General features: G+C 72.3%; 24 protein-coding genes and 1 pseudogene. 10 read left to right on the top strand and 15 right to left on the bottom strand.

All coding sequences use genetic code 11. The annotated features are described in order from the left end of the window. Positions 1-3: 3 nt before the first annotated feature. From ACIP94_RS30285 to ACIP94_RS30275, 3 genes are all read left to right on the top strand, one after another. Positions 4-927, top strand: coding sequence for an ABC transporter ATP-binding protein (locus tag ACIP94_RS30285; RefSeq protein WP_402432597.1), 924 nt, complete (start codon positions 4-6; stop codon positions 925-927). Next, positions 914-1,750: a hypothetical protein gene (locus ACIP94_RS30280; RefSeq protein ID WP_402432595.1), complete on the top strand. Its 837-nt coding sequence runs from the start codon at positions 914-916 to the stop codon at positions 1,748-1,750. Before ACIP94_RS30285 ends, ACIP94_RS30280 begins: the two co-directional genes overlap by 14 nt. Before the next feature lie 72 nt (positions 1,751-1,822). After that, a complete protein-coding gene (locus ACIP94_RS30275) occupies positions 1,823-2,128 on the top strand; it encodes a hypothetical protein (RefSeq protein ID WP_402432592.1) in 306 nt (101 codons plus the stop codon). A gap of 63 nt (positions 2,129-2,191) precedes the next feature. On the opposite strand, the gene ACIP94_RS30270 is transcribed toward ACIP94_RS30275, so the two are convergent. From ACIP94_RS30270 to ACIP94_RS30235, 8 genes are all read right to left on the bottom strand, one after another. Beyond that, positions 2,192-2,434, bottom strand: a complete 243-nt coding sequence (locus tag ACIP94_RS30270) for a hypothetical protein (protein ID WP_402432589.1) — start codon at positions 2,432-2,434, stop codon at positions 2,192-2,194. Further along, positions 2,435-2,935, bottom strand: a complete 501-nt coding sequence (locus tag ACIP94_RS30265; RefSeq protein WP_402432586.1) for a universal stress protein — start codon at positions 2,933-2,935, stop codon at positions 2,435-2,437. Positions 2,936-3,034: 99 nt separating this feature from the next. Next, a complete protein-coding gene (locus ACIP94_RS30260; protein ID WP_402432583.1) occupies positions 3,035-3,754 on the bottom strand; it encodes a GntR family transcriptional regulator in 720 nt (239 codons plus the stop codon). Between the two features lie 131 nt (positions 3,755-3,885). After that, positions 3,886-4,887, bottom strand: coding sequence for a proline racemase family protein (locus ACIP94_RS30255; RefSeq protein ID WP_402432580.1), 1,002 nt, complete (start codon positions 4,885-4,887; stop codon positions 3,886-3,888). 30 nt (positions 4,888-4,917) lie between these two features. Further along, positions 4,918-5,814: a dihydrodipicolinate synthase family protein gene (locus ACIP94_RS30250; RefSeq protein WP_402432578.1), complete on the bottom strand. Its 897-nt coding sequence runs from the start codon at positions 5,812-5,814 to the stop codon at positions 4,918-4,920. A gap of 105 nt (positions 5,815-5,919) precedes the next feature. Continuing rightward, the gene (locus tag ACIP94_RS30245) at positions 5,920-7,392 is read right to left on the bottom strand and encodes an FAD-dependent oxidoreductase (protein ID WP_402432575.1); all 1,473 of its coding nucleotides are present in this window, start codon (positions 7,390-7,392) and stop codon (positions 5,920-5,922) included. Beyond that, complete coding sequence (locus ACIP94_RS30240) at positions 7,382-7,681, bottom strand: (2Fe-2S)-binding protein (protein ID WP_402432573.1); 300 nt, start codon at positions 7,679-7,681, stop codon at positions 7,382-7,384. Before ACIP94_RS30240 ends, ACIP94_RS30245 begins: the two co-directional genes overlap by 11 nt. Further along, positions 7,678-8,829, bottom strand: coding sequence for an NAD(P)/FAD-dependent oxidoreductase (locus ACIP94_RS30235; protein WP_402432570.1), 1,152 nt, complete (start codon positions 8,827-8,829; stop codon positions 7,678-7,680). The genes ACIP94_RS30240 and ACIP94_RS30235 overlap by 4 nt, the downstream gene beginning before the upstream one ends. Before the next feature lie 185 nt (positions 8,830-9,014). Between ACIP94_RS30235 and ACIP94_RS30230 the strand changes: the two genes are divergently transcribed. The 4 genes from ACIP94_RS30230 (at position 9,015) to ACIP94_RS30215 (ending at position 15,810) form a co-directional block, all read left to right on the top strand. Continuing rightward, positions 9,015-10,202, top strand: coding sequence for an ROK family protein (locus ACIP94_RS30230; protein ID WP_402432567.1), 1,188 nt, complete (start codon positions 9,015-9,017; stop codon positions 10,200-10,202). A 123-nt stretch (positions 10,203-10,325) separates the two neighbouring features. Next, positions 10,326-12,185, top strand: coding sequence for an alpha-galactosidase D (locus ACIP94_RS30225; RefSeq protein WP_402432564.1), 1,860 nt, complete (start codon positions 10,326-10,328; stop codon positions 12,183-12,185). 23 nt (positions 12,186-12,208) lie between these two features. Then, positions 12,209-14,575, top strand: a complete 2,367-nt coding sequence (locus ACIP94_RS30220) for a glycosyl hydrolase family 95 catalytic domain-containing protein (RefSeq protein WP_402432562.1) — start codon at positions 12,209-12,211, stop codon at positions 14,573-14,575. Then, positions 14,572-15,810, top strand: coding sequence for an SGNH/GDSL hydrolase family protein (locus tag ACIP94_RS30215; protein ID WP_402432559.1), 1,239 nt, complete (start codon positions 14,572-14,574; stop codon positions 15,808-15,810). The genes ACIP94_RS30220 and ACIP94_RS30215 overlap by 4 nt, the downstream gene beginning before the upstream one ends. A gap of 96 nt (positions 15,811-15,906) precedes the next feature. Here the strand turns inward: ACIP94_RS30215 and ACIP94_RS30210 are convergent, their stop codons facing one another. The 6 genes and pseudogenes from ACIP94_RS30210 to ACIP94_RS30185 form a co-directional block, all read right to left on the bottom strand. Then, positions 15,907-16,443: an NUDIX hydrolase family protein gene (locus ACIP94_RS30210; protein WP_402432556.1), complete on the bottom strand. Its 537-nt coding sequence runs from the start codon at positions 16,441-16,443 to the stop codon at positions 15,907-15,909. A 102-nt stretch (positions 16,444-16,545) separates the two neighbouring features. Beyond that, positions 16,546-16,986 carry a LysR substrate-binding domain-containing protein gene (locus ACIP94_RS30205; protein WP_402432553.1) on the bottom strand — a complete coding sequence of 147 codons (441 nt, stop codon included), beginning with the start codon at positions 16,984-16,986 and terminating at the stop codon, positions 16,546-16,548. Beyond that, a complete protein-coding gene (locus ACIP94_RS30200) occupies positions 16,947-17,309 on the bottom strand; it encodes a LysR family transcriptional regulator (protein ID WP_402432550.1) in 363 nt (120 codons plus the stop codon). Before ACIP94_RS30200 ends, ACIP94_RS30205 begins: the two co-directional genes overlap by 40 nt. Before the next feature lie 207 nt (positions 17,310-17,516). Beyond that, a pseudogene (locus ACIP94_RS30195) lies at positions 17,517-17,741 on the bottom strand (DNA starvation/stationary phase protection protein); the annotation flags it as partial. A gap of 71 nt (positions 17,742-17,812) precedes the next feature. Further along, entirely contained in the window at positions 17,813-17,956 is a 144-nt protein-coding gene (locus ACIP94_RS30190) for a hypothetical protein (RefSeq protein WP_402432547.1), read from the bottom strand. A gap of 140 nt (positions 17,957-18,096) precedes the next feature. Next, complete coding sequence (locus tag ACIP94_RS30185) at positions 18,097-18,615, bottom strand: carboxymuconolactone decarboxylase family protein (RefSeq protein ID WP_402432544.1); 519 nt, start codon at positions 18,613-18,615, stop codon at positions 18,097-18,099. A gap of 128 nt (positions 18,616-18,743) precedes the next feature. Between ACIP94_RS30185 and ACIP94_RS30180 the strand changes: the two genes are divergently transcribed. The 3 genes from ACIP94_RS30180 to ACIP94_RS30170 all read left to right on the top strand — a co-directional run bounded on the left by ACIP94_RS30180 (position 18,744) and on the right by ACIP94_RS30170 (position 20,990). Then, on the top strand, positions 18,744-19,733 hold the full coding sequence (locus ACIP94_RS30180; protein ID WP_402432653.1) for a pirin family protein: 990 nt from the start codon (positions 18,744-18,746) through the stop codon (positions 19,731-19,733). Positions 19,734-19,877: 144 nt separating this feature from the next. Next, positions 19,878-20,216, top strand: a complete 339-nt coding sequence (locus ACIP94_RS30175) for a GNAT family N-acetyltransferase (protein ID WP_402432542.1) — start codon at positions 19,878-19,880, stop codon at positions 20,214-20,216. A gap of 213 nt (positions 20,217-20,429) precedes the next feature. Continuing rightward, positions 20,430-20,990 carry a hypothetical protein gene (locus ACIP94_RS30170; protein WP_402432539.1) on the top strand — a complete coding sequence of 187 codons (561 nt, stop codon included), beginning with the start codon at positions 20,430-20,432 and terminating at the stop codon, positions 20,988-20,990. Here the strand turns inward: ACIP94_RS30170 and ACIP94_RS30165 are convergent. Further along, entirely contained in the window at positions 20,951-21,739 is a 789-nt protein-coding gene (locus ACIP94_RS30165) for a hypothetical protein (protein WP_402432536.1), read from the bottom strand. The two genes, ACIP94_RS30170 and ACIP94_RS30165, sit on opposite strands and share 40 nt — an antisense overlap. Between the last annotated feature and the right edge of the window lie 107 nt (positions 21,740-21,846).

Below are 21,846 nucleotides of genomic sequence, written 5' to 3'. Positions count from 1 at the left end.
CCGGTGGCCGAGCTGGAAGTCCTCAATGTCTGTGCGGGCTACCGGGGGCGACCGGTGCTCCGGGACGTCAACCTGAAATACGGTACGGGAATTCACGTACTGCTCGGCCCGAACGGCGCAGGAAAGACAACGGCGTTCCGTGTGTTCGCCGGGATTCTCGCCCCCTTCGAGGGAACCGTCCTCGTGGACGGCGCCGACCCGAACGCCCGGGCGGAGGTCAAGTCCCTGATCGCCCTGGCCACCCACCGCTCCGCGCTCGCGCCGCGGCTGAGTGTCGTGGACAACCTGCGGTACTGGGCACGCGTCCTCGGCCTGCCACCGGCTCCTTCCGAGGAGCGGATCGCGGACGTCCTGGACCTGCTCGGCCTCACCAGGCTCGCGGACCGCCGCATCGGCAGCCTCAGCCGCGGCCAGAACCAGCGAGCGGGCCTGGCCAAGGCGCTCCTGGGACAACCGCCGATTCTGCTCCTGGACGAGCCGATGTCGGGCCTCGATCCGGCGACGACGGACCGGCTCATCACCTGGCTGCGGACGTGGGCGGACCAAGGACGCACGATCGTCGTCTCCACGCACGCCCTGGCCGACGCCTACCGCTTCGCCGACGACGTGACAGTGCTGCAGGCCGGACGTGTCGCAGGGCGAGGCGAGCCGGCCGCGCTGCGCAGCGCCCTGCTCGGGAGCGCCTACCGGCTGCGCATCCGGGGCTCCGGCGACCTCCCGGCGGTCCTCGACCGACTCGGCCACCGCTACGAGCGGCAGCCGGGCGCCGTAGTCGTGGAGGTGCCCGACGAGGGGGCGGCGGAGACTCTGGTCGCCGACCTGGTGAGCGAAGGCATCGGCGTGCGGGAAGTGGTACCCGCCCGGAACCCGCTGGAGGACGTGTACGAGCAACTGCAGACGGAAGGCGCATCCCGTGACGCGACGTAGCCTGCCCTGGGGCGTGATCCAGGCCAGGATCCTGATGTCCGCGCTGCTGTGGCGGATGAGGCGGGAGCGGCTGCGAAACTTCGCCACGGTCTTCCTGCCTTTCGTGCTGACCGTCGCCTCCGTGGTGGCCCTGCCCCTTCTGTCCGACGACTCGGACATGAACGGCGCGGCCGGCAGCGCCCGGCTCGGCCTGCACTACGGGGCGCACGGGGACACGGTCGCGGCCGGGCTGCTACTCGTCCTGATGCCCGGCGTCGTCGCCCTGCACGGCACGGTCGGCGCGGGCCTCGCGGTGCGCAACGTGGTCGGCGCAGAGGCCGGTGTCGGCGCGCTTGAGGCAATGCTCGGCGCCCCGTACAACCCGGCGAGCATCGCAGGCGGACTCCTCGGCTATGCACTCGTCGTCACGACGGGGCAGTGGGCGGTGATGAGTACGCTCGGCGCGCTCGCTCTCGCGCTGTCCAGCGCCCTGCATCACGACAGCCTCAGGCCGGACGCCGGCTATCTGACCCTCGCCCTTGTGCTCCCACTTCTGGCCACCTGGGCGGGCGCGGCCCTCGCCCTGCTGCTCAACCTGCTGTTCCCGCGCCTGTCCCAGCCCGGCGCCGGCGCCCTTGCGGGCAACGGCGGCGGCCTCGTCAGCCTGGCCGCGATGCTGCCGGGCTTCGGCGCCCTGCTGGCGATGGCCATCGCCCTGGACCCCCTGGGGCCGACAAGGCTGCTGTGGTACGCGGGCGGGGTGACCGTACTGATCATGGCGAGCAGCCTGATCGGCATCGCGAGGGGTTTCCGACCGGAGTCGGTGCTGTCCTCGTCGGCGTGAGCCATGTCAGGGCAGGGCGGCAAATCGACGTCATCAAGCAGACAGGCAACCAGGCAAGGAATGGTGATGGTCATGGTGAACGTTGTCGTCGACATCCGTCCGTCGCTGGTGGCGCTGGCGTTCCACCGTGCCTTCACCAGGCCGGTGGTGGAGATCGACGGCGTCGAGCGGCCCGCGAGGTGGGGGACGACGGAGGTGCCGGTCGAACCAGGAGACCACGAGATCGCCGTGTTCTTCCGCTACAAGGGCCGGCGCTCGGCCCGACTCGGCGTGGGAACCGGGGAGTTCACCGTGCGGGACGACACACGCAGCCGGCCGCGGGTGACGGCCCGACTCGGTCCGCGCAACGGCAGCAGTTTCAAGGTCACGTCCCTCTGAGGCGCCAAGAGGGCAGGGAGACATGGTCAGGAAGTCGATCGTGCGGTGCGCGGCGGGACATCTCTACACGGCTACATGGATACCGTTCTTCGGTATCAAGTCCCTACGTCTCACCCCGTCCACGCGCTGTGCGCGCTGCCCCGTCGGGAAGCACTGGGCGGTGGTCAGCAGGCCGGATCCGTCGGCCCTCACCGAGGAGCAACTCTCCGGAGCCCGGTCGTACGACGCGGGGTGGATGTAGGCGCGGCGCAGAACCGGGGTGGAGACCGGGTAACTGCGGGTCCCCTTCGAGTCCGCGCCGTGCATCTATCGGTGGTGGGGCGGGTGAGGCGGGGCCGGGGGGATGGTGGCGGTGCTGGGGGCCGGTTCGGGCCAGACGAGCAGGACCGGGCAGGGGGCGTGGTCGACGACGAAGCGGCTCGCGGGGCCGAGGCTGTGGGGTCCCAGGCGGGAACGGTCGCCGTCCCGGGCGAGGACGAGCAGATCGGCGCCTTCGGCGGCGGCCACGACCTCCCGTTCGACGCGGCCGGTACGCTCCTGCCGGGCGCACGGCCGTCCCAGGCGCTCCGCGGCCGCGGTCAGGAGCCGTTCGCCGGCGGCCGAGGCCAGGTGCTCCAACGCGGTCCCGGGGTCGCGGGCGGGGTGGGCGCGGCCGAGCAGACCGGCGTAGGCGCCGTGGGCGGCGCCCGGCGCGCAGGGGTCGGCGACATGCAGCAGCGTGATGTCGGCGTGCTCGGGGGCATGGGCCCTGGCGGCGTCCACACAGGCGGGCCAGGTGCCTTCGACGATCCAGGCGATGACGGTCACGGTGTTCGGCCTCCGATCACACGGGCAAGGCCCACAGTGCCACTCGGGTGACCGTTCCCGCACCCGGGCCGGCGCCGGTCGCCCCGCGGCCCGTCCGCTTCACCCCCCGCTCGCGTGCCGGGCGTCCTCGCCGTGGGCCGCCCACAGGCCCCGCACATGGCCCAGATGCCGCGTCATCACTTTCCGTACGGCCTCCTCGTCCCCGTCCAGGAGGGCGTCCAGGAGTTCGAGGTGCTCCTGCGCCGAGGCGAGCAGCCGGCCGGCCTCCACCAGAGCGGTCAGCCCGTAGAGGCGGGACCGCTTGCGCAGATCGCCGACGACCTCCACGAGGTGGGCGTTGCCGGCGAGCGAGAGCAGACCGAGGTGGAAGCGGGTGTCGGCCTCGACATAGGCGATGAGGTCCCCGGCGGCCGCGGCGGAGACGATCTCCCGCGCGGCCGGCCGCAGGGCCTCCAGCGAGACACGGTCCGCGCTCCCGGCCAGTTCGACCGTGGTCGGGATCTCGATGAGCGAGCGGATGTGGGTGTACTCGTCGAGCTGCTTCTCGGAGACGGCGGTGACCCGGAAACCCTTGTTGGGCACGGTGTCGACCAGACCCTCCTTGACCAGATCGAGCATGGCCTCGCGCACCGGGGTCGCCGAGACGCCGAAGCGGGCGGCGAGAGTCGGCGCGGAGTAGACCTCGCCGGGGCGCAGCTCTCCCGCGACGAGAGCGGCGCGCAGGGCGTCGGCGACCCGCTCGCGATAGCTGCTCTTCTTGCCGCCCAGCGTGGGCAGGGCGGGAGCGGCGGACGGCGAACCAGTGCGCGGGGCGGCCATGGGGTGTCTCCTTGTACGGGCACCTGTGGGGTGCGGGAACGGGCATCGCACAGGCCGGTTCGGCAGATGGTGCAATGTCACGCACCACGAGTATCCCAGGCGGGGGAGCGACGGTGTGCGGCCCCGTCCGGCTACAGGACGAACCCCGCCGGGAACGGGTCCTGAGGGTCCAGGAGGTACTGCGCCGTGCCGGTCACCCACGCCCGTCCCGTGAAACTGGGCAGCACCGCGGGCAGGCCGGCCACCTCCGTCGTGCCGAGCAGCCGCCCCGTGAACCGCGTCCCGATGAAGGACTCGTTCACGAACTCGGTGTGCAGGGGGAGTTCACCGCGAGCGTGCAGCTGGGCCATGCGTGCGCTGGTGCCCGTGCCGCAGGGGGACCGGTCGAACCAGCCCGGATGGATGACCATGGCGTGCCGGGACCGCCGCGCGGTGGCTCCCGGCGCGTACAGATGGACGTGATGGCAGCCGCGGATCGTCGGGTCCTCCGGATGGACGGGCTCCTGCTCCGCGTTGACGGCGTCCATGAGCGCCAGCCCCGCCGCGAGGATGTCGTCCTTGTGGGAGCGGTCGAAGGGCAGCCCGAACTCCTCCAGCGGCAGGACCGCGTAGAAGTTGCCGCCGTAGGCGAGGTCGTACGTCACCGTCCGCCCGTCCGGCAGGGTGGCCTTGCGGCCGAGACCGACGGAGAAGGACGGCACGTTCCGGAGGGTGACGGACCTCGCGGCACCGCCCTCGACGGCTACCTCGGCGACGACGGGACCCGCCGGGGTGTCCAGGCGGATGGTGGTCACCGGTTCGATGACCTCGACCATCCCGGTCTCCACGAGCACCGTCGCCACGCCGATCGTGCCGTGTCCGCACATCGGCAGATAGCCCGAGACCTCGATGTAGACCACGCCCCAGTCGCAGTCGGGGCGCGTGGGCGGCTGGAGGATCGCGCCGCTCATCGCCGCGTGTCCGCGCGGCTCGTTCATCAGCAACCGCTTGAGGTCGTCGCGGTGTTCACGGAACCACAGCCGCCGTTCGTTCATGGTGGCGCCGGGAATCGTGCCGATGCCCCCGGTGACCACCCGGGTCGGCATCCCCTCGGTGTGGGAGTCGACGGCGTGCAGGACAAGCTTGCTGCGCATGACCGGTCTCCTTCCGCTCGGTGCGCCGGTTCAGCCGAGTCCCGCGGCCACGGCCTGTTCCGTGACGGCCCGGACGGCTCTCTCCTGCTCGGGAAGCAGAGGGACCCGCGGAGGGCGCACGGGACCGCCGTACCGACCGACGACGTCCATCGACAGTTTGATCGCCTGGACGAACTCCACCCGTGAGTCCCAGCGCAGCAACGGGTGCAACTGCCGGTACAGCGGGAGCGCGGTGTCCAGGTCGCCGGCGACCGCCGCACGGTACAACAGCACCGCCGCCCGGGGCAGTGCGTTCGGATAGCCGGCCACCCATCCCTTGGCACCCGCGACCGCGAGTTCCAGCAGGACGTCGTCGGCACCGATCAACAGGTCGAGTCCCGGGGACAGTTCGGCGAGACGCCAGGCGCGCCGGGGATCACCCGAGAACTCCTTGACCGCCTGGACGAACCCCTCGGCGTGCAGCTTCGCGAGCAGCTCGGGGACCAGGTCGACCTTGGTGTCGACCGGGTTGTTGTACGCCACGACCGGCACCCCCGCCCTCGCGACCTCCGCGTAGTGGGCGAGCACGGACCGCTCGTCGGCGCGGTAGGAGTTCGGCGGCAGCAGCATCACCGACGCACAGCCGGCGTCGCGCGCCTGCTCGGCCCAGCGACGGGCCTCCGCCGATCCGTACGCCGAGACCCCGGGCATCACCCGCGCCCCGCCGACCGCGGACACCGCCGTCTCCACGACCTTGGCGCGCTCCTCGGGGGTGAGGACCTGGTACTCGCCGAGCGAACCGTTCGGCACGACGCCGTCACAGCCGTGCTCCACGAGCCAGGCACAGTGCTCGGCGAATCTGCCGTGGTCGACGGTGAGCCGGTCGGTGAACGGCAGCGCGGTGGCCACGAGGACGCCGTGCCAGGGCCGGTGCTGCGGGACGGTCATGGGCGATCCCCCTGGATGGTGTGTGACATATTACCTGTGGCCATGGTCCTGCCCCTCGCTTTGCGGTGGTCGGTACCTCGACTCTCAGTGTCGGTGCCCTGCACCTCAACTGAGCCCTTCCGCTTGCTGCTGCCCTCCCTCCCGCTGTGACCGCTCCTGTCGTCGCTGCCCTCCCTCCCGCTGTGACCGCTCCTCTCGCCCCTGCCCTTCCTCCGGATCCCGGGCGAGCACGCCCAACGGCACCGGCCGGGCGAAGGGTCTGCGCGTCACCGCCTCCGCGCATCCGGCCACCCCGGCGACCGCGGGCCCGCACATCCGGCCCTGGCACCAGCCCATCCCGGCCCGGGTGAGCAGCTTGACGGTCCGTAGATCGCCGGCGCCGAGATCACGGACGGCCTCCCGTACGGCCCCGGCCCGCACCTCCTCGCAACGGCACACCACCGTGTCGTCGGTGACCTGCTCGGCCCAGCCCACGCGGGGCGCGTAGGCACGGTCGAGCGCGGCGGCGAACCTCCTGAGCGCGGCCCGGCTCCCGGCGGCGCGCTCCCCACCGCGTGGATCGGGTGCGGCGCCCGCGAGCCGCGCGGCGATCGACCGCCCGGCGAGGTGCCCCTCGGCGAGCGCGAGCGCCGCGCCGCCGACACCGGTGGCCTCGCCCGCCGCCCACACCCAGGGGACGTCGGTGCGCTGCTCGTCGTCGACGTGCACGCGGCCGCCGTCGACACGGCAGCCCAAGGTCTCGGCGAGGTCGGTGTGCGGCAGCAGGCCGTGCCCGACGGCGAGGGAGTCGCAGGGGATACGGCGCCCGGTGCCGGGCCGTACGCGACCGTCGGCGTCGAGCGCGGCCACCGTCACCGCCGCCAGCCGGCCGGTGCCATGGGCCTCGACCACGGTGTGGCGGACAAGGACCCGTACCCGGTGGCGCAGCAGCCGGGCCCCGTACCCCGCCGCCTCGACCACCTTCCCGGGCCCCGCGGCCAGGGCCCGGGCCTGCCGGGCGAACCGTCCGGGGTCGGCGGACTCCACCAGCGCGGCGACCGTCGTCCCCGCCGCCGCGAGCCCGGTCGCCACCGGCAGCAGCAGCGGCCCGGTCCCGGCCACGACCGCCCGGCGCCCGGGCACCACGAGTCCGCCCTTGAGCATGGCCTGGGCGCCCCCGGCGGTGACGACCCCGGGCAGGGTCCAGCCGGGGAAGGGCAGCACCTTCTCATAGCCTCCGGTGGCCAGCAGCACGGCCGCGGCGCGCACGACGACCGGCTCCTCCTGCTCCGGCCCGAGCAGCGCGTGCACGGCGAAGCCCGAGGACTCCGCTTCCACGCACCACACATGATGATCCCTGAGATGATCGATGCGCCGGGCGGCGATGTGCCGGCCGAGCCCCTCGCGCAGCCGGCTCCAGGCACGCCCCTGCCGGTGCGGGTGCCGTGCCCCGAGCGAGGCGGCGGGCTGCCGGTAGTACTGGCCGCCCGCCTCGGGCGCGGCGTCGACCAGGGTGACGCGTACGCCCCGCGCCGCCGCCGCGAGTGACGCGGCCAGCCCCGCCGGGCCCGCGCCGATCACCGCGAGGTCAGTCCGCATACCCGGTCCCCTCCTGTGCGCGGATCGCGTCGCCGGGGCGCGCCGGCACAAGGCAAGCTCGCTGGTTCGGCCGGTCGTTGACGGTCACCAGGCAGTCGAAGCAGACGCCGATCCCGCAGAGGACCCCGCGCGGCCGGCCCTCGAACCGGGTCGTCCGCCAGGAGGTGATGCCCGCCGCCCACAGCGCGGCGGCGACCGTCCAGCCGGGCCGGGCCTGGATCTCGCGGCCGTCGAAGGTGACCGTGAAGGCGGGGTGCGGCCACGGCCGCGCGGAGCTCAGGGGGTTCATCGGTCCTCCTGTTCGAAACGCTCCGGACGCAAGGACGCGAGGTCGAGTTCGGGCACCCCGCCGCCGAGCAGCCGCGCGATCAACTGTCCGGTGCCGGTGGCCAGTCCGATCCCGGCGCCCTCGTGGCCGCAGGCGTGGAACAGGCCCGGGACCCGCGGATCCGGGCCGATCGCGGGCAGATGGTCGGGCAGATACGGCCGGAAGCCCGAGTAGGCGCGCATCGCCCGCACTCGCTCCAGGAAGGGGAAGAGCCGGGTCGCGCCCGCCGCCAGCGCCCGCACCGCCGGCAGCGAGAACGACCGGTCGAACCCCACCCGTTCGCGGCTCGCGCCGATCAGGACGGGTCCGGCGGCCGTGCCCTCGACCACCGGCGAGGTCTGGAGGGCCGCGGAGTCGCTCGCCACGTCCGCGACATAGTCGGCCGCGTACACCTTGTGCCGGATCCTGCGCGGCAACGGCTCGGTGACGAGGACGAATCCGCGGCGGGGCAGCACCGGCAGGCGCACACCCGCCCGTGCGGCCAGTTCCCCGCCCCAGGTCCCCGCGGCGTTCACGACCGCCCCCGCGAGGATCATCCCCCGGTCCGTCCGCACTCCGCGCACGGCCCCACTCGGTGTGCGCGGCACCTCGGTCACCGTCCGGCCGGTCAGCAGCCGGGCGCCCGACGCCCGTAGCAGATGGGCGGCGGCGAGGGCCGGCATCACCTGGCAGTCCTGCGGGTAGAGCACACCGCCCGCGAGTCCCGGCGCCAGATGCGGCTCCAGCTCATGGAGCCCCTCGGCGCCGACCTCCACCGCGGTCACTCCGGCCGCCCGCTGCCCGGCGGCGAAGTCGGTGAGGGCGGTGAGCGCTTCGGGGGACGAGGCGACGACGACACCGCCCTTGGCCTCGTACTCGACGGCCGGTCCCAGCTCCTTGGCGAGGTCGGCCCACAATCTCAGTGAGAGCAGGGCGAGTTCCAGCTCCGGTCCGGGTGCCTTGTCGGAGACGAGCAGATTTCCCTCGCCCGCCCCGGTGGTGCCGCCGGCCACGGGCCCGCGGTCCACGAGCACGACGTCGAGCCCGGCACGGGCGGCATACCAGGCGCAGGCCGCGCCCACCATGCCGGCGCCGACGACCACGACATCGCAGGTCAGTCGCTCGGTCACGTCAGTACTATGTCACATGGCTCCCTGACCGGCGCAAGCCCCCGGCAACCCCTGTCCCTGTGCCGCCCGCCAACTTTCGCCCACGGGACCGCATAAGAGGGCCATGGGCGGCTGACAGCACCTCCTCAGAGGGTTCTTGCTTCTTTTATTGACAGCGGAAAAGAAGGGTCCTAGGTTCCGGGGCCATGCCGCCGACTCCCCGGACGGAGGCGTTCCCGGCGCACACGCCGGCCGCCTCGCAGGTCTTCACCACCGTGCTCTCCCACGGTCCGCTCACCCGCTCGGACATCGGCGGGCGGGCGGGGCTGTCGGCGGCCGCGGTCACCAAGGCCGTCCGGCCCCTCATGGAGGCCGGTTATCTGGTCGAGAACGCCGAGGACCCGGGCCAGGAGGCCCGCCCGTCCCTGGGCCGCCCGGCCAACCCCGTGCGGGTGGACGGCGGACGGGCGCTGTTCATCGGCGTGAAGATCACCGGCGACGAGATCATCGCCGTGCTCACCGATCTGTGCTGCCGTATCCGCTCCGCCCGGCATCTGCCGCTGACCGCCCGGGAACCCCGGCGGGTCCTGACGGCGGCGGCCGAGCTGGTGCGCGAACTGCTCGCGGAGGCCAGCGGGTTCGGCGTGCCGGTGCTGGGTCTCGGACTGGCGGTCTCGGGCGACGTGGACCGCGCGGCCGGCGTCGTGCGCTACTCGCCCTTCCTGGAATGGCGCGACATCCGGCTCGCCGAGCTGATGGGGATGACCACCGGACTGCCGGTCACCGTCGACAACGACGTCCGCGCGCTGACCGTGGCCGAGCAGTGGTTCGGCGCGGGCGTGGGACTGTCCGACTTCGCCCTGGTGACGGTGGGCGCCGGCATCGGCTGCGGTCTCGTCGTGCACGGGCAGGTCGTCTCCGGCGCCCACGGGGTGGCGGGCGAGATCGGGCATGTGGTCATCGACCCGGCCGGGCCGCTCTGCCACTGCGGCAACCGCGGCTGTGTCGAGGCCATCGCCGCCGACTCCGCGATCGTCGCCGCGGTGCGCGAGGCGACCGGCGTGGCCGTCGCCGACGCCGCCGCGGCCCTTGACCTGGCCCACCGGGGCGACCAGGGCGCCCGCGACGTCTACACCCGCGCGGGAGAGGCGATCGGACGGGCCATCGGAACCGTCGCCAACCTGTTCGGACCCGAACGCGTGATCATCTCCGGGGAGGGCCTTGCCGCCTACGACCTGTTCGCCGAGCAGATCCGCGACACGTTCGCCGCGTCCGCGTTCGGCACGGCCGCACAGTGCGACCTGCGGACCCACCCGCTTCCCTTCGACGAGTGGGCGCGCGGAGCCGCGGCCACCGCCATCCAGTCCTTCATCCGGCCGACAACACGCCACTGATCCCCCCCCCGGGCGCCCCCCGCAACGGGCACCCCGAGACCCCGGTCGCGTGCGGTGCCCCTGACGCCCGCGACCGCCGGCACGACCGAGCCGCCCCACCCCAACCCACAGGAGGTACGGCCCGTGCGGTCATCCTCGTACTCCGTCCTGCCCGCCCGCATCCTGAGAACCGCGATCGTCCTGGCCACCGCCGCCGGACTCGCGACAGCCGTCCCCGCCGCCCACGCGGGCCCGGCACACACCGGCTCCGGCACCGCCCACGCCGTCCCCGCCGCCCACGCCGAGGGCCCCCAGACCCCACGGGCCGTGGCGGCCAGTCCGTACATGGGCTGGTCGAGCTGGAGCATGCAGTCCTCGAAGTACCCGGGCGTCAACCCGGACGGCGACTACAGCTATCTCACCGAGGCGAACGTCCTGAAGCAGACCGATGCCCTCGCCACCAAGCTCAGGCCGTACGGCTACTCCTACGTCAACGTCGACGCCGGCTGGTGGCGGGACAAGGCGTGGAAGCCCGAGTACGACGCGTACGCCCGCCAGCAGGCCGACCCGGACCGCTTCCCCCACGGTATGAAGGCGGTCGCCGACCACATCCACGCGAAGGGGCTCAAGGCCGGCATCTATCTGCCCGTCGGCCTGGAGAAGGAGGCCTACGGCGACGGGAAGACGCCCATCGCCGACGCCCCCGGCTGCACCACCGCCGACATCGTCCACGCCGACCTGCGCACCACCAACGGCTGGGACAGCGCGTACCAGCTCGACTTCTCCCGTCCCTGCGCGCAGCGGTACATCGACTCGCAGGCCCGGCTGCTCGCCGGCTGGGGCTATGACTTCCTGAAGCTCGACGGCGTCGGCCCCGGCTCCGGCAAGAGCGGCGACCAGTACGACAACGTTGCCGACGTCGCCGCCTGGCAGAAGGCCATCGCCGCCACCGGACGCCCGATGCACCTGGAGATCTCCTGGTCCCTGGACCGGGGCCATGCGGCGGACTGGAAGAAGTACTCCAACGGCTGGCGCATCGACACCGACGTCGAGTGCTACTGCAACACCCTGGTCAGCTGGGAGAACTCGGTCGACGACCGCTTCGACGACACCCCCGCCTGGAGCCGCCACGCCGGCCCCGGTGGCTGGAACGACCTCGACTCCCTCGATGTCGGCAACGGCGCCATGGACGGCCTCACCAAGGCCGAGCGGCAGACCTACGCGACGCTGTGGGCGATCGCCAAGTCCCCCCTCTACACGGGCGACGACCTCACCCGCCTCGACTCCTACGGCCTCTCCCTGCTGACCAACCGCGAGGTCATCGCGGTGGACCAGAGCGCCGCACCGCCCGCCCGCCCCGTCACCCCCGCCGACGACCAGCAGGTGTGGGCAAGCAGGAACCCCGACGGCAGCCACACCGTGGCGCTGTTCAACCTCGCCGCCGCGCCGGCGGCCGTCACCGCCGACTGGGCCGCCCTCGGCTTCACCGGCAAGGCCGCCGTCCGGGACCTGTGGAACCACGAGAACCTCGGCACGTACAAGAACAAGGTGACCGAGGCCCTCCCCGCCCACGGCTCCCGGCTGTTCACGGTCACGCCCCACGGCAGCGCCCTCGCCACGACCGCCTACGAGGCCGAGTCCCCGGCGAACACCCTCGGCGGCAACGCCTCCGTCGCCGACTGCTCCGCCTGCTCCGGCGCCCACAAGGTCGGCAACCTCTACCTCGGCGGCACGCTCCGCTTCAACGACATCGTCGCCGACAAGGCCGGCACCTACCAGGTGAGGATCGCCTACGTCAGCGGGGACGCCCGCAAGGCCGCCGTCTCCGCCAACGGCAACGGCGCCACCACCCATGCGTTCCCCTCGACGGGGGACTGGGGAACCGTCGAGACGGTCACCGTGCCGATCACCCTCAAGGCGGGCGCCAACACGATCACCTTCGACAGCGGCGGTTCCGGCTACGCCCCCGACATCGACCGGATCGACGTACCGACGTCCCTCTGACCGTCCCCCTCACGGAGCCCGCCATGGCCACTGATCCGTTCGACCGACTGTCCAGACGGGGCCTGTTCGCCCTCGCCGCCGCGACCTGGGCGCTCGCCTCCCTGCCCGCTTTCACCGCCACCGCGGCACCTCGACGACCCGCCGCCGTCCCGGAGACGAAGGCGGACCCGCGCCACGAGCTGTGGTGGCAGGCCCCCGCCGACGACCACTCGATGATCCAGCAGGGCCTGCCCGTCGGCAACGGCAGGCTCGGCGCCCTGACCGGCAATGACCCCGGCCGCGAACTTCTCCTGATCACCGACGCCACCCTGTGGACGGGCGGCCTCAACGCCACCCTCGACGCCGACGGCCAGTTCCCCTACGACCGCGAGCACTTCGGCTCCCTCACCCTGCTCGCCCGACTCACCGTCGACGTCCCCGACCACGACCTGTCCACGGTCTCCGGCTACCGCCGTGCCCTCGACCTCGCGCAGGGCGTGGTGACCACGTCGTACGTCCGCTCGGGGGTGACCTACGAGCGGCAAATCTTCGCCAGCCGCCCCGACGACGTCATCGTCCTGCACTTCACCCAGCGCGGAGGCGGACGTTACACCGGCACCGTCACCCTGGAGGGAACCCACGGCGAGAGCACCGGCGCGACCTCGTTCGGCGCCGCCTTCCCGAACGGCCTGCGCTACGGGGCCGCGGTCACGGCGTACGGCAGCGGCGGCCGGGTGAGCGTGAACGGGGAGCGCATCACGTTCTCCGGCTGCGCGGACCTCACCGTGGTGGTCAGCGGCGGCAGCAACTACGCGCCCGACGTCACCGCCCACTACCGTGACCCCTCCCTCGACCCCGAGCGCCTGGCCCGCACCAAGGTCCGCGAGGCGGCGGCCCATCCGGCGGAGACCCTGCTGCGCACCCATGCCGCCGACCACAGTGCGCTGTTCGGGCAACTGGACGTCCGGCTCGGCACGTCGTCCGCCGCCCAGCGGTCCCTGGACACCTGGGAAAGGCTCAAGGCACGCACCCGGGACGGCGCACCGGACCCCGAACTCGAAGCCGCCTACCTCCAGTTCGGCCGCTACCTCATGATCTCCGGATCGCGCGGCAGCCTCCCGATGGGCCTGCAAGGTCTCTGGCTGGATGGGAACGACCCGGACTGGATGGGCGACTACCACACCGACATCAACATCCAGATGAACTACTGGATGGCCGACCGGGCCGGACTGCCCCAGTGCTTCGACGCCCTCACCGACTACTGCCTCGCCCAGCTCCCGTCCTGGACCGAGCTGACCCGCACCCTTTTCGACGACCCGCGCAATCGCTACCGCAACTCCACCGGCAAGGTGGCCGGCTGGACGGTCGCCATCTCGACCAATCCCCATGGCGGTGGGGGCTGGTGGTGGCATCCGGCGGGCAACGCCTGGCTCTGCAACACCCTGTGGGAGCACTACGAGTACACGCGCTCCCGCTCCCACCTGGAGCGGATCTATCCGTTGCTCAAGGGCGCCTGCGCGTTCTGGGAGGCACGACTGCTCCCGTACACGCTGCCCGACAGCGGCCGCGAGGTGCTGATCGCCGACAGCGACTGGTCACCCGAACAGGGGCCGCTTGACGCCAAGGGCATCACCTACGCCCAGGAGCTGGTGTGGGCGCTGTTCGCCAACTACCGTACCGCGGCGGCCGACCTGGACAAGGACGCCGGGTACGCCGAGACGGTCGCCGGCCTCCAGCAGCGGCTGTACCTTCCCCGAGTGAGCCCGAAGACGGGCCGGCTGGAGGAATGGATGTCACCGGACAACCTCGGCGAGACCACGCACCGCCATCTCTCCCCGCTCGTCGGGCTTTTCCCGGGGGACCGGATCCGCCCCGACGGCTCCACCCCTGCGGACATCGTCGACGGCGCCACCGCGCTGCTCACCGCCCGCGGCATGAACAGCTTCGGCTGGGCCAACGCCTGGCGCGGCCTGTGCTGGGCTCGTCTGAAGAACGCCGAGAAGGCGTACCAACTCGTCCTCACCAACCTGCGCCCGTCCACCGACGGGGCCAACGGCACGGCCTTCAACCTCCTCGACATCTACGAGGTGGAGCAGGGCCGCGGCATCTTCCAGATCGACGCCAACTTCGGCACTCCGTCCGCGATGATCGAGATGCTGCTGTACTCGCGCCCGGGCCACCTGGAGCTGCTCCCCGCGCTCCCCGGCGCCTGGGCCGCGTCCGGCTCGATCACCGGGGCCGGCGCGCGCGGCGGCTTCGTCGTGGACCTCGCCTGGCGGGACGGCAAGCCCACCACGGCCCGGCTCCGCAGTGTCGGCGGCCGGACCACGACGGTGGCGTACGCGGGCACCTCCCGCACCGTCACGCTGCGGCCGGGCGAGTCCGTCACCCTGAAGGACCTCGTCCGATGAGGCCCCGTCACACACCGGTACGGCGCCTGCTCGGGGTGCTGCTGCTGGCCGCGTCGGCGGTGGCCACGCCCGCGTCGGCGGTGGCCGCGCCCGCGTCGGCCGTTCCCGCGGCGGCGGGCGCGGGCGGGGGCCGGCACGAGGTGATCACCTGGGGAGCGAGCGCCGACCGGGTCGGGAGCGCCGTCGCCGACCGCAGCTACCGGCTGGTCGTGCACACCAGCGTGGCCGGGGACGATCTGCGGATCCGGCTCTCCAACGCCTTCGGCGACCGGCCCGTGACCTTCGACAGCGTCCACGCCGGCCGGCGGCAGCAGGGCGCCGCACTGGTCCCCGGCAGCAACCGGCGGCTCACCTTCGGCGGCGCGCGCTCCGTCACCGTGCCCGCGGGCGCCACGGCGTACAGCGACCCGCTGCCCGGCCGGCTGCCCGCCGCGACCGACCTGGTCGTCAGCCTGCACTCCGCGGACGCGGCGGGCCCGGCCACCGGGCACGGGATGGCGATGCAGACCTCGTACACGGCCGGGGGCGACCACACCGCCGAGGAGAACGCGGCCGGTTGGACCCAGACGACGGGTTCCTGGTTCTACCTCGATGCCGTCACCGTACGGACCGGGGCCTCGACGGGCGCCGTGGGCGCGCTCGGCGACTCCATCACCGACGGCTGGGCGTCCACGTCCGACACCAACCGCCGCTGGCCCGACTATCTGGCCCGCCGGCTGCGGGCGGCCGGCACTGCGGTCCAGGGAGTGGCCGACGAGGGGATCTCCGGGAACAAGGTCCTCTCGGACGGCGCGGGCCAGAGCGCCCTGAACCGGTTGCAGCGGGACGTCCTCTCCCATCCGGGAGTCCGCACGGTCTTCCTGTTCGAGGGCGTCAACGACATCAAGGCCCACACCGGCGTCACGGCCCAGGACCTGGTCGCGGGCTACCGCCAGATCGTCAACCGCGCCCACGCCGCCGGGAAGTGCGTGGTCGGGGCCACCGTCGCCCCGTTCAAGGGCTGGTCGGAGTGGGACCCGGCCGCCGAGGCCGTACGTCAGGAGGTCAACGCGTTCATCAGGGACAGCGGCGAGTTCGACGCGGTCACCGACTTCGACACGATCCTGCGCAGCCCCTACGACCCCGAACGGATCCTGCCGTTCTTCGACGGCGGCGACCATCTGCACCCCGATGACAAGGGCATGCAGGCGATGGCCGACGCGGTCGACCTCACGAGCCTGGACTGCCGCCCCTGAGCCGGGGCGCGTTCCACGCCCGCCCCTCCCGCCCGGGCCCGTGCCCCAGGGCCCGGACGGGAGGGACCCGGCAGGCGGAACCGCCGGGCATGTCGTTCAGGGCAGGCAGCCGACATGGGCCAGGGCCTGCTTGAGGAGGACGCCCTGGCCGCCCGGCATGTCGTTCTGGACCACGGCCGAGGACGCCTCGTGGGGGCTGAACCACTCCAGGTCGAGCGCGTCCTGCCGGGGCCGGCAGTCCCCGGCCACCGGCACGATGTAGGCGAGGGCCACCGCGTGCTGGCGGGGGTCGTGGAACGGCGTGATCCCCTGGGTCGGGAAGTACTCGGCGACGGTGAAGGGCTGAAGGGAGGCCGGGACGCGGGGGAGCGCCACGGGTCCGAGGTCCTTCTCCAGATGGCGCAGGAGCGCGTCCCGCACCCGTTCGTGGTGCAGCACCCGCCCGGAGACGAGCGTGCGGCTGACGGTCCCGTCGGGCCCGATCCGCAACAGCAGTCCGATGCTGGTGACTTCACCGCTGTCATCGACGCGCACGGGCACGGCTTCCACGTACAGGATCGGCATGCGGGCACGGGCCAGCTCGAGTTCGTCGGGAGTCAGCCAGCCGGGCGTGGTTTCGGTCGTGTCAGGCATTGCCTGATCGTACGGTCAACAGCTCGCGGAGTGCGCGTGTCACTCCAGGTCAGACGCAAGTCACACGGACGTGTACCGGCGCGGCCCGGGACACCGGTTCGGTCAGGTGATGTGCCGCAGCAGCGCCGCGACCGCCGCGGGCGGCTCGCCTGGGGGACGCACCACCATCACCTGCCAGGTCGGCGCGTGCCGTTCGAACGGGTAACGGTCAAGGTCCGGGAAGCGCGAGGCGATGGACGGGGGCATGATGCACACGCCCAGGTCATGCCGGACCAGCTCGGCCGCCGCGACGATGTCATCGACCTCGAAGGTCGTACCGCGCTCCACGCCGGCTGCGCGCGCGGCCCGGTCGACCGCGTAGCGGATGGCCCAGCCGGGGGTGAAGTCCACCAGGGGCAGCCGGGCGACGTCCGGCCAGGTGACCGTGGCCTCCTCGCCACCGGCATGCAGCCGCCGCCGGGGTGAGGCCACCAGGACCATGGCCTCGCGGGACAGCAGCCGGGTCACCAGCCCCCGCTGCTGCCGGCGGTCGAGCGCCACCACGGCCAGGTCCACCGTGCCGTCGCGCAGGGCCTGCCGGATGTCGCCACCGGTGCCTGCCGCAGCCGGAGCACGACGCCCGGACGCTCCGCGCGCAGTTCGGCCAGAGCCTGGTGCAGTCCCGCCCAGACCCCCTGCATGATGCCCACGGTGACCTGTCCGCGCAGCTCTCCCTTGACCGCGTCGACCGCCTCGCGGGCGAGTTCGGCGGCCCGCGGCGTCGCCCGGGCGGCGGGCAGGAAGGCCTCCCCGGCGGGGGTGAGGGCCACCCGGTGCGTGGTGCGGGTGAACAAGGGGGTGCCCAGCTCGCGTTCGAGGGCCCGCACCGTGCCGGAGACAGCGGACTGGACCAGTGCAGTGGCCTCGCCGCCGCCGTGAACCCGCCCGCGTCCGCGACGACGACTTCCATCTGCCGCAGGTCCGTCATTGCTCCCGGTGACGCAGCGCCCGTCCGATCCAGCGACGATCTTCGTCGCATGGTACGCGGACGGGCGGCGGCCGCACGGTCCCGGCGGGTGGGGGTCCTGCTCCGCTCAGGCGCGGACCAGGGGAGTGTCGACCAGGTGCTCGGCCAGGAACCAGGCCTGGAGCTCGCCGGTGCGGATCACCTGGGAGACCAGCGGGTCGCTGCTGCCGTCGTCGCCCAGCTCGGCAGTCCGGGCAGCGGCGTCATGGGCGTCCACCAGGACCTCGTGGGCCTCCAGCAGCCGCGAGAGCATCGCCGGGACCTCCTCCACGCCGTCCGGCGGACGCGGGAGGTGGTCCCCGGCTTCACCCGGGTTTCCGACTTCACCCGGGTCCCCGGATGCACCCGTACGTTCGCCCTCCGCTACGCGGCCTCCCGGCCCTGGCACCGGCGGGCGGCGCGGTGCTCGGTGAGCCAGTAGAGCAGCGCGAGGACCGGGACGCCATGGGCGGCCTGGGCGGCGGCCGCGGTGCGACGGGACGTGCGCAGAGCGGACGGCTGGGACACGGGACCTTCCTCGGGGCGGGAGCCGGCCGGGGCCGGCTCGGGGCGATGTCCTGCGGTGAGCAGCTTCCTCGGTGCTCTCACAGGGACCAAGCGCTCGGCGGCTCCCGTTCCTTCCTCATTCCGGGCGATGGGTTCGGATGTCAGTCATCTCGTCCGGAGATGATCGTGCGGCCGGCCCCGTCGAGCCGCCGCACCGGGTGCTTGCTCATGATCGAGAGCCGGTTGAACGCGTTGATGGTGATCGCCACCCAGATCACCGCGGAGATCTGGTCGTCCGTGAGCACCTGCCGGGCCTCCTCGTACGAGCCTTCCTGTGCGGCGGCGTCCCTCGGATCGGTGGTGGCCTCGGCCAGGGCAAGGGCCGCGCGCTCCTCCGGCGTGAACAGCTCGGTATCGCGCCAGGCCGCGAGGACCCCGAGCCGCTGCGGGGTATCGCCGGCGCGCAGGGCGGCCCTCGTGTGTACGTTGAGGCAGTACGCACAGCCGTTGATCTGGGAGACCCGGAGGTTGATCAGCTCGACGAGGGTACGTTCGAGTCCCGCCTCGGCGGCGACGGTGTGCACCGCCTCCGATGTCCCGACCAGCGCGCGATAGGCCGCAGGGCTCTGCTTGTCGAGGAAGATGCGCTGGTGGGCGGGGTGCGTCGAGGGGCTGGTCAACTCGGGACTCCTTCAGCGGCCGCTTCCGGCCCGTCGATCCGTCGTGTACGTGACACCACCATCGTCCTATGATCAGGGCGATAGTTGTTTAATATGAAACCATTATGGAAGATCGGGAGACGGTCACGGTGAGCAACGTCGAAACAGAACCGGTCGAGGCCCGCTGCGGGGCGGCGGCGGACGGTGCGCCGTCGGCACAGGGGCCGCGGGTCGATGTGATCACCCCGCGCGACGTACCGCTCGGCGGCCCCCGGGCGATGACCGTGCGGCGCACACTGCCCCAGCGCGCCCGCACTCTGATCGGGGCCTGGTGCTTCGCCGATCATTACGGTCCCGACGACGTCGCCGCGACCGGCGGCATGGATGTCGCCCCTCATCCGCACACCGGACTCCAGACGGTGAGCTGGCTGTTCAGCGGGGAGATCGAGCATCGCGACAGCCTCGGCAGCCACGCCTTCGTCAGGCCCGGCGAGCTCAACCTCATGACGGGCGGGCACGGCATCTGCCACTCCGAGGTCTCCACCCCGCGCACCACGGTCCTGCACGGCGTCCAGCTGTGGGTGGCGCTGCCCGGGGAACACCGGGACACCGAACGGGGCTTCCAGCACTATGTGCCCGAGCCCCTGCGGATCGGCGGCGCCGAGATCCGGGTCTTCCTCGGCAGCCTGGCCGGAGCGTCGTCCCCCGTGCGAACCTTCACCCCGCTGCTCGGCGCCGAGATCGTCCTCCAGCCCCACGCGACGGTCACGCTCGCCGTCGACTCCGGCTTCGAGCACGGCCTCCTCGTCGACCAGGGGGACGTCCGGGTGGCCGACATGCGCCTGAGCCCCGCGGAGTTGGCCTACGTCCACCCCGGAACCGACGCGCTGACCCTGACGAACGAGTCGGCGGAGCCCGCGCGGACGGTGCTGCTCGGCGGAACTCCCTTCGAGGAGGAGATCGTCATGTGGTGGAATTTCATCGGCCGCGGCCACGACGACATCGTCGAGGCGCGCACGGACTGGGAGAACAACTCCGACCGCTTCGGCGCCGTCGAGGGATATCCGGGCAACCGGCTTCCCGCACCTGCCCTCCCGAATGCCATCATTACGCCGCGCAGGAATCCACCGCGCGACTGACGCCAGTCGAAAGCGCGGACGCGCGGTCACGAAAGCACGGACACGCAGTGGAAAGCGCGGACGCGCGGTCACCAAAGCGCGGACACGCAGCCAAAAGCGCTGACGCACAGCCGAACGAACCGACACACAGTCGAAAGGCATCCCATGAGCCAGCCTTCCACCGCTCCCCTCGTCGAGCGGGTCGACGCCAGGAACCGCTACGAGATCCTGGTCGACGGCGAGCGCGCCGGTCTGACCGCGTACCGCGATCGGGGCGCGCAGCGCGTCTTCTACCACACCGAGGTCGACGAGGCCTTCGCCGGCCAGGGCCTGGCCGGGCGGCTGGTCCAGGAGGCGCTCACCGATGTGCGCGCCCTGGGGATGCGCATCGTGCCGGTCTGCCCCTATGTGGCGAAGTTCCTGAAGAAGCACGAGGAGTTCTCCGACATCACCGACCCGGTGACGCCCGAGGTCCTCGACTGGCTGGAGCGGGAACTCGGCTGACCGCCGCGCCGCCCGGCCCCGGCCGGGCGGCCTGTCCACACAGCGCACGCCCTTGTGCCCGCAGTGCACAGCCTCCCCTCACCACTCGTCCCGCGCGTCGACCGTGATTTTCGTGGAAGCAGCTGAGCCGCCGCAGCCGCCATTCCGGGGAAACGGTCGCACGGTGATGGGAACGGCAAGAGTGATGCGTGAGAATTCCACGCTCCGGTCGGTGTGTGTTCGACTCGCGCTCGCCGATTCCCGCAAAGACACGATCGAGGTGTTGCTGTGGAGAAATGGACCAGCCGTGAGGACGAACGACTTCTTACCGGAAAAGGCAGGTACGTCGCCGATATCCGAGTGCCCGGATGCCTGGACGCCGCGTTTGTGAGAAGCGACGTCGCGCACGGCGTGCTGCGCGAGGTCGACTGCACGGCGGCCCGTGCCGTCCCCGGAGTCGTCGGCGCCTGGTCCGCGGGGGATCTGCCTGAGCTGCCCCCGTCCGCAGGGCCCTCGCGCGCCCGGGGCGCCGGCTGGCCGGGCCGATCGGCGCCCCCGGCACCGAACACCGGGCTGTACCACGGCCGCCACGGTGCCCGCATCGCCGCCGCGCCCCCGGCGCGGCCGGGAACAGCCCCCGAGGGCCGGAATCGCGCGAGCACGGACCGGGACAGCCCCCGAGGGCCGGAATCGCGCGACCACGACCCGGGACAGCCCCCGAGGGCCGGAATTGCCGGTGACCCGGCGGTGCCGCCTTACGCGGCGGCCGTGTCGCGCCGCGACACCGCCAGATAAGTCACGAAACCGAGGATGGCCGCCGTCCAGGACAGGGTGACCGGGCCCAGGCCCCAGCCCAGACCGCCACGGCTGTGACCGAGGGCCATCCAGTCGGCGATCGAGGCGCCGAGCGGGCGGGTGATGACATACGCGGCCCAGAACGCGGGCACCGCGCCCAGCAGGCCCCCGCGGTGGGCGACGGCCGGGACGCAGATCGCGATGGCGTACAGGACGACGGAACCGAGGTAGCCGAGGCCGATGGTGGCGGTCAGGTCGCCGGCCGCCGTGCCGAGGGCGAACGTGGCCAGGACCGCCGCCCAGTAGAACGCCTCGCGGCGACGGGAGTCGATGCTGTGGATGGACAGGGTCCGCTCGCTCGTGTACCAGAGGGCGAAGACGGCGGCCAGCGCCACCATGAAGAGAGGCGTCGAGAGCGTGTAGGGGACGCCGAGGCCCACGTGCAACACGTCCGCGGCCATCGTGCCGAACACACTGACCATGACGATCGCGGTCCAGTAGATCCAGGCCACATACCGGCGCACGGCGAACTGCGCGGCCAGCGACACCAGCAGGGCCAGACCGCCCAGACCGACGGCCGGGACGGGGCCGAGCAGGTGCGCGAGAAAGTCGGATGCGGTCTCGCCCATGCCTGTGGTGAGAACCTTGATGATCCAGAAGTAGACGGTCACCTCCGGCACCTTGTTCGCCATGCGGCGGGGCGCGGTGCGGGAGGGCGGCCGGTCATCAAGGACGTGCTCTGTGGTCATGGCTCGCACCATGACATGCCCAAGCGCCGTTCTCCCAGCCTCCTTTGCCATTGTTTTGGGGCTTCTGGTGCATGAGTTGCCACAGGGGCGCCCCTGCCTGAAAGCAA

The organism is Streptomyces sp. NPDC093261, assembly GCF_044753645.1.
In the GTDB taxonomy this organism is placed as follows: Bacteria; Actinomycetota; Actinomycetes; order Streptomycetales; family Streptomycetaceae; genus Streptomyces.
This window is presented reverse-complemented; position numbering and strand designations above follow the sequence as displayed.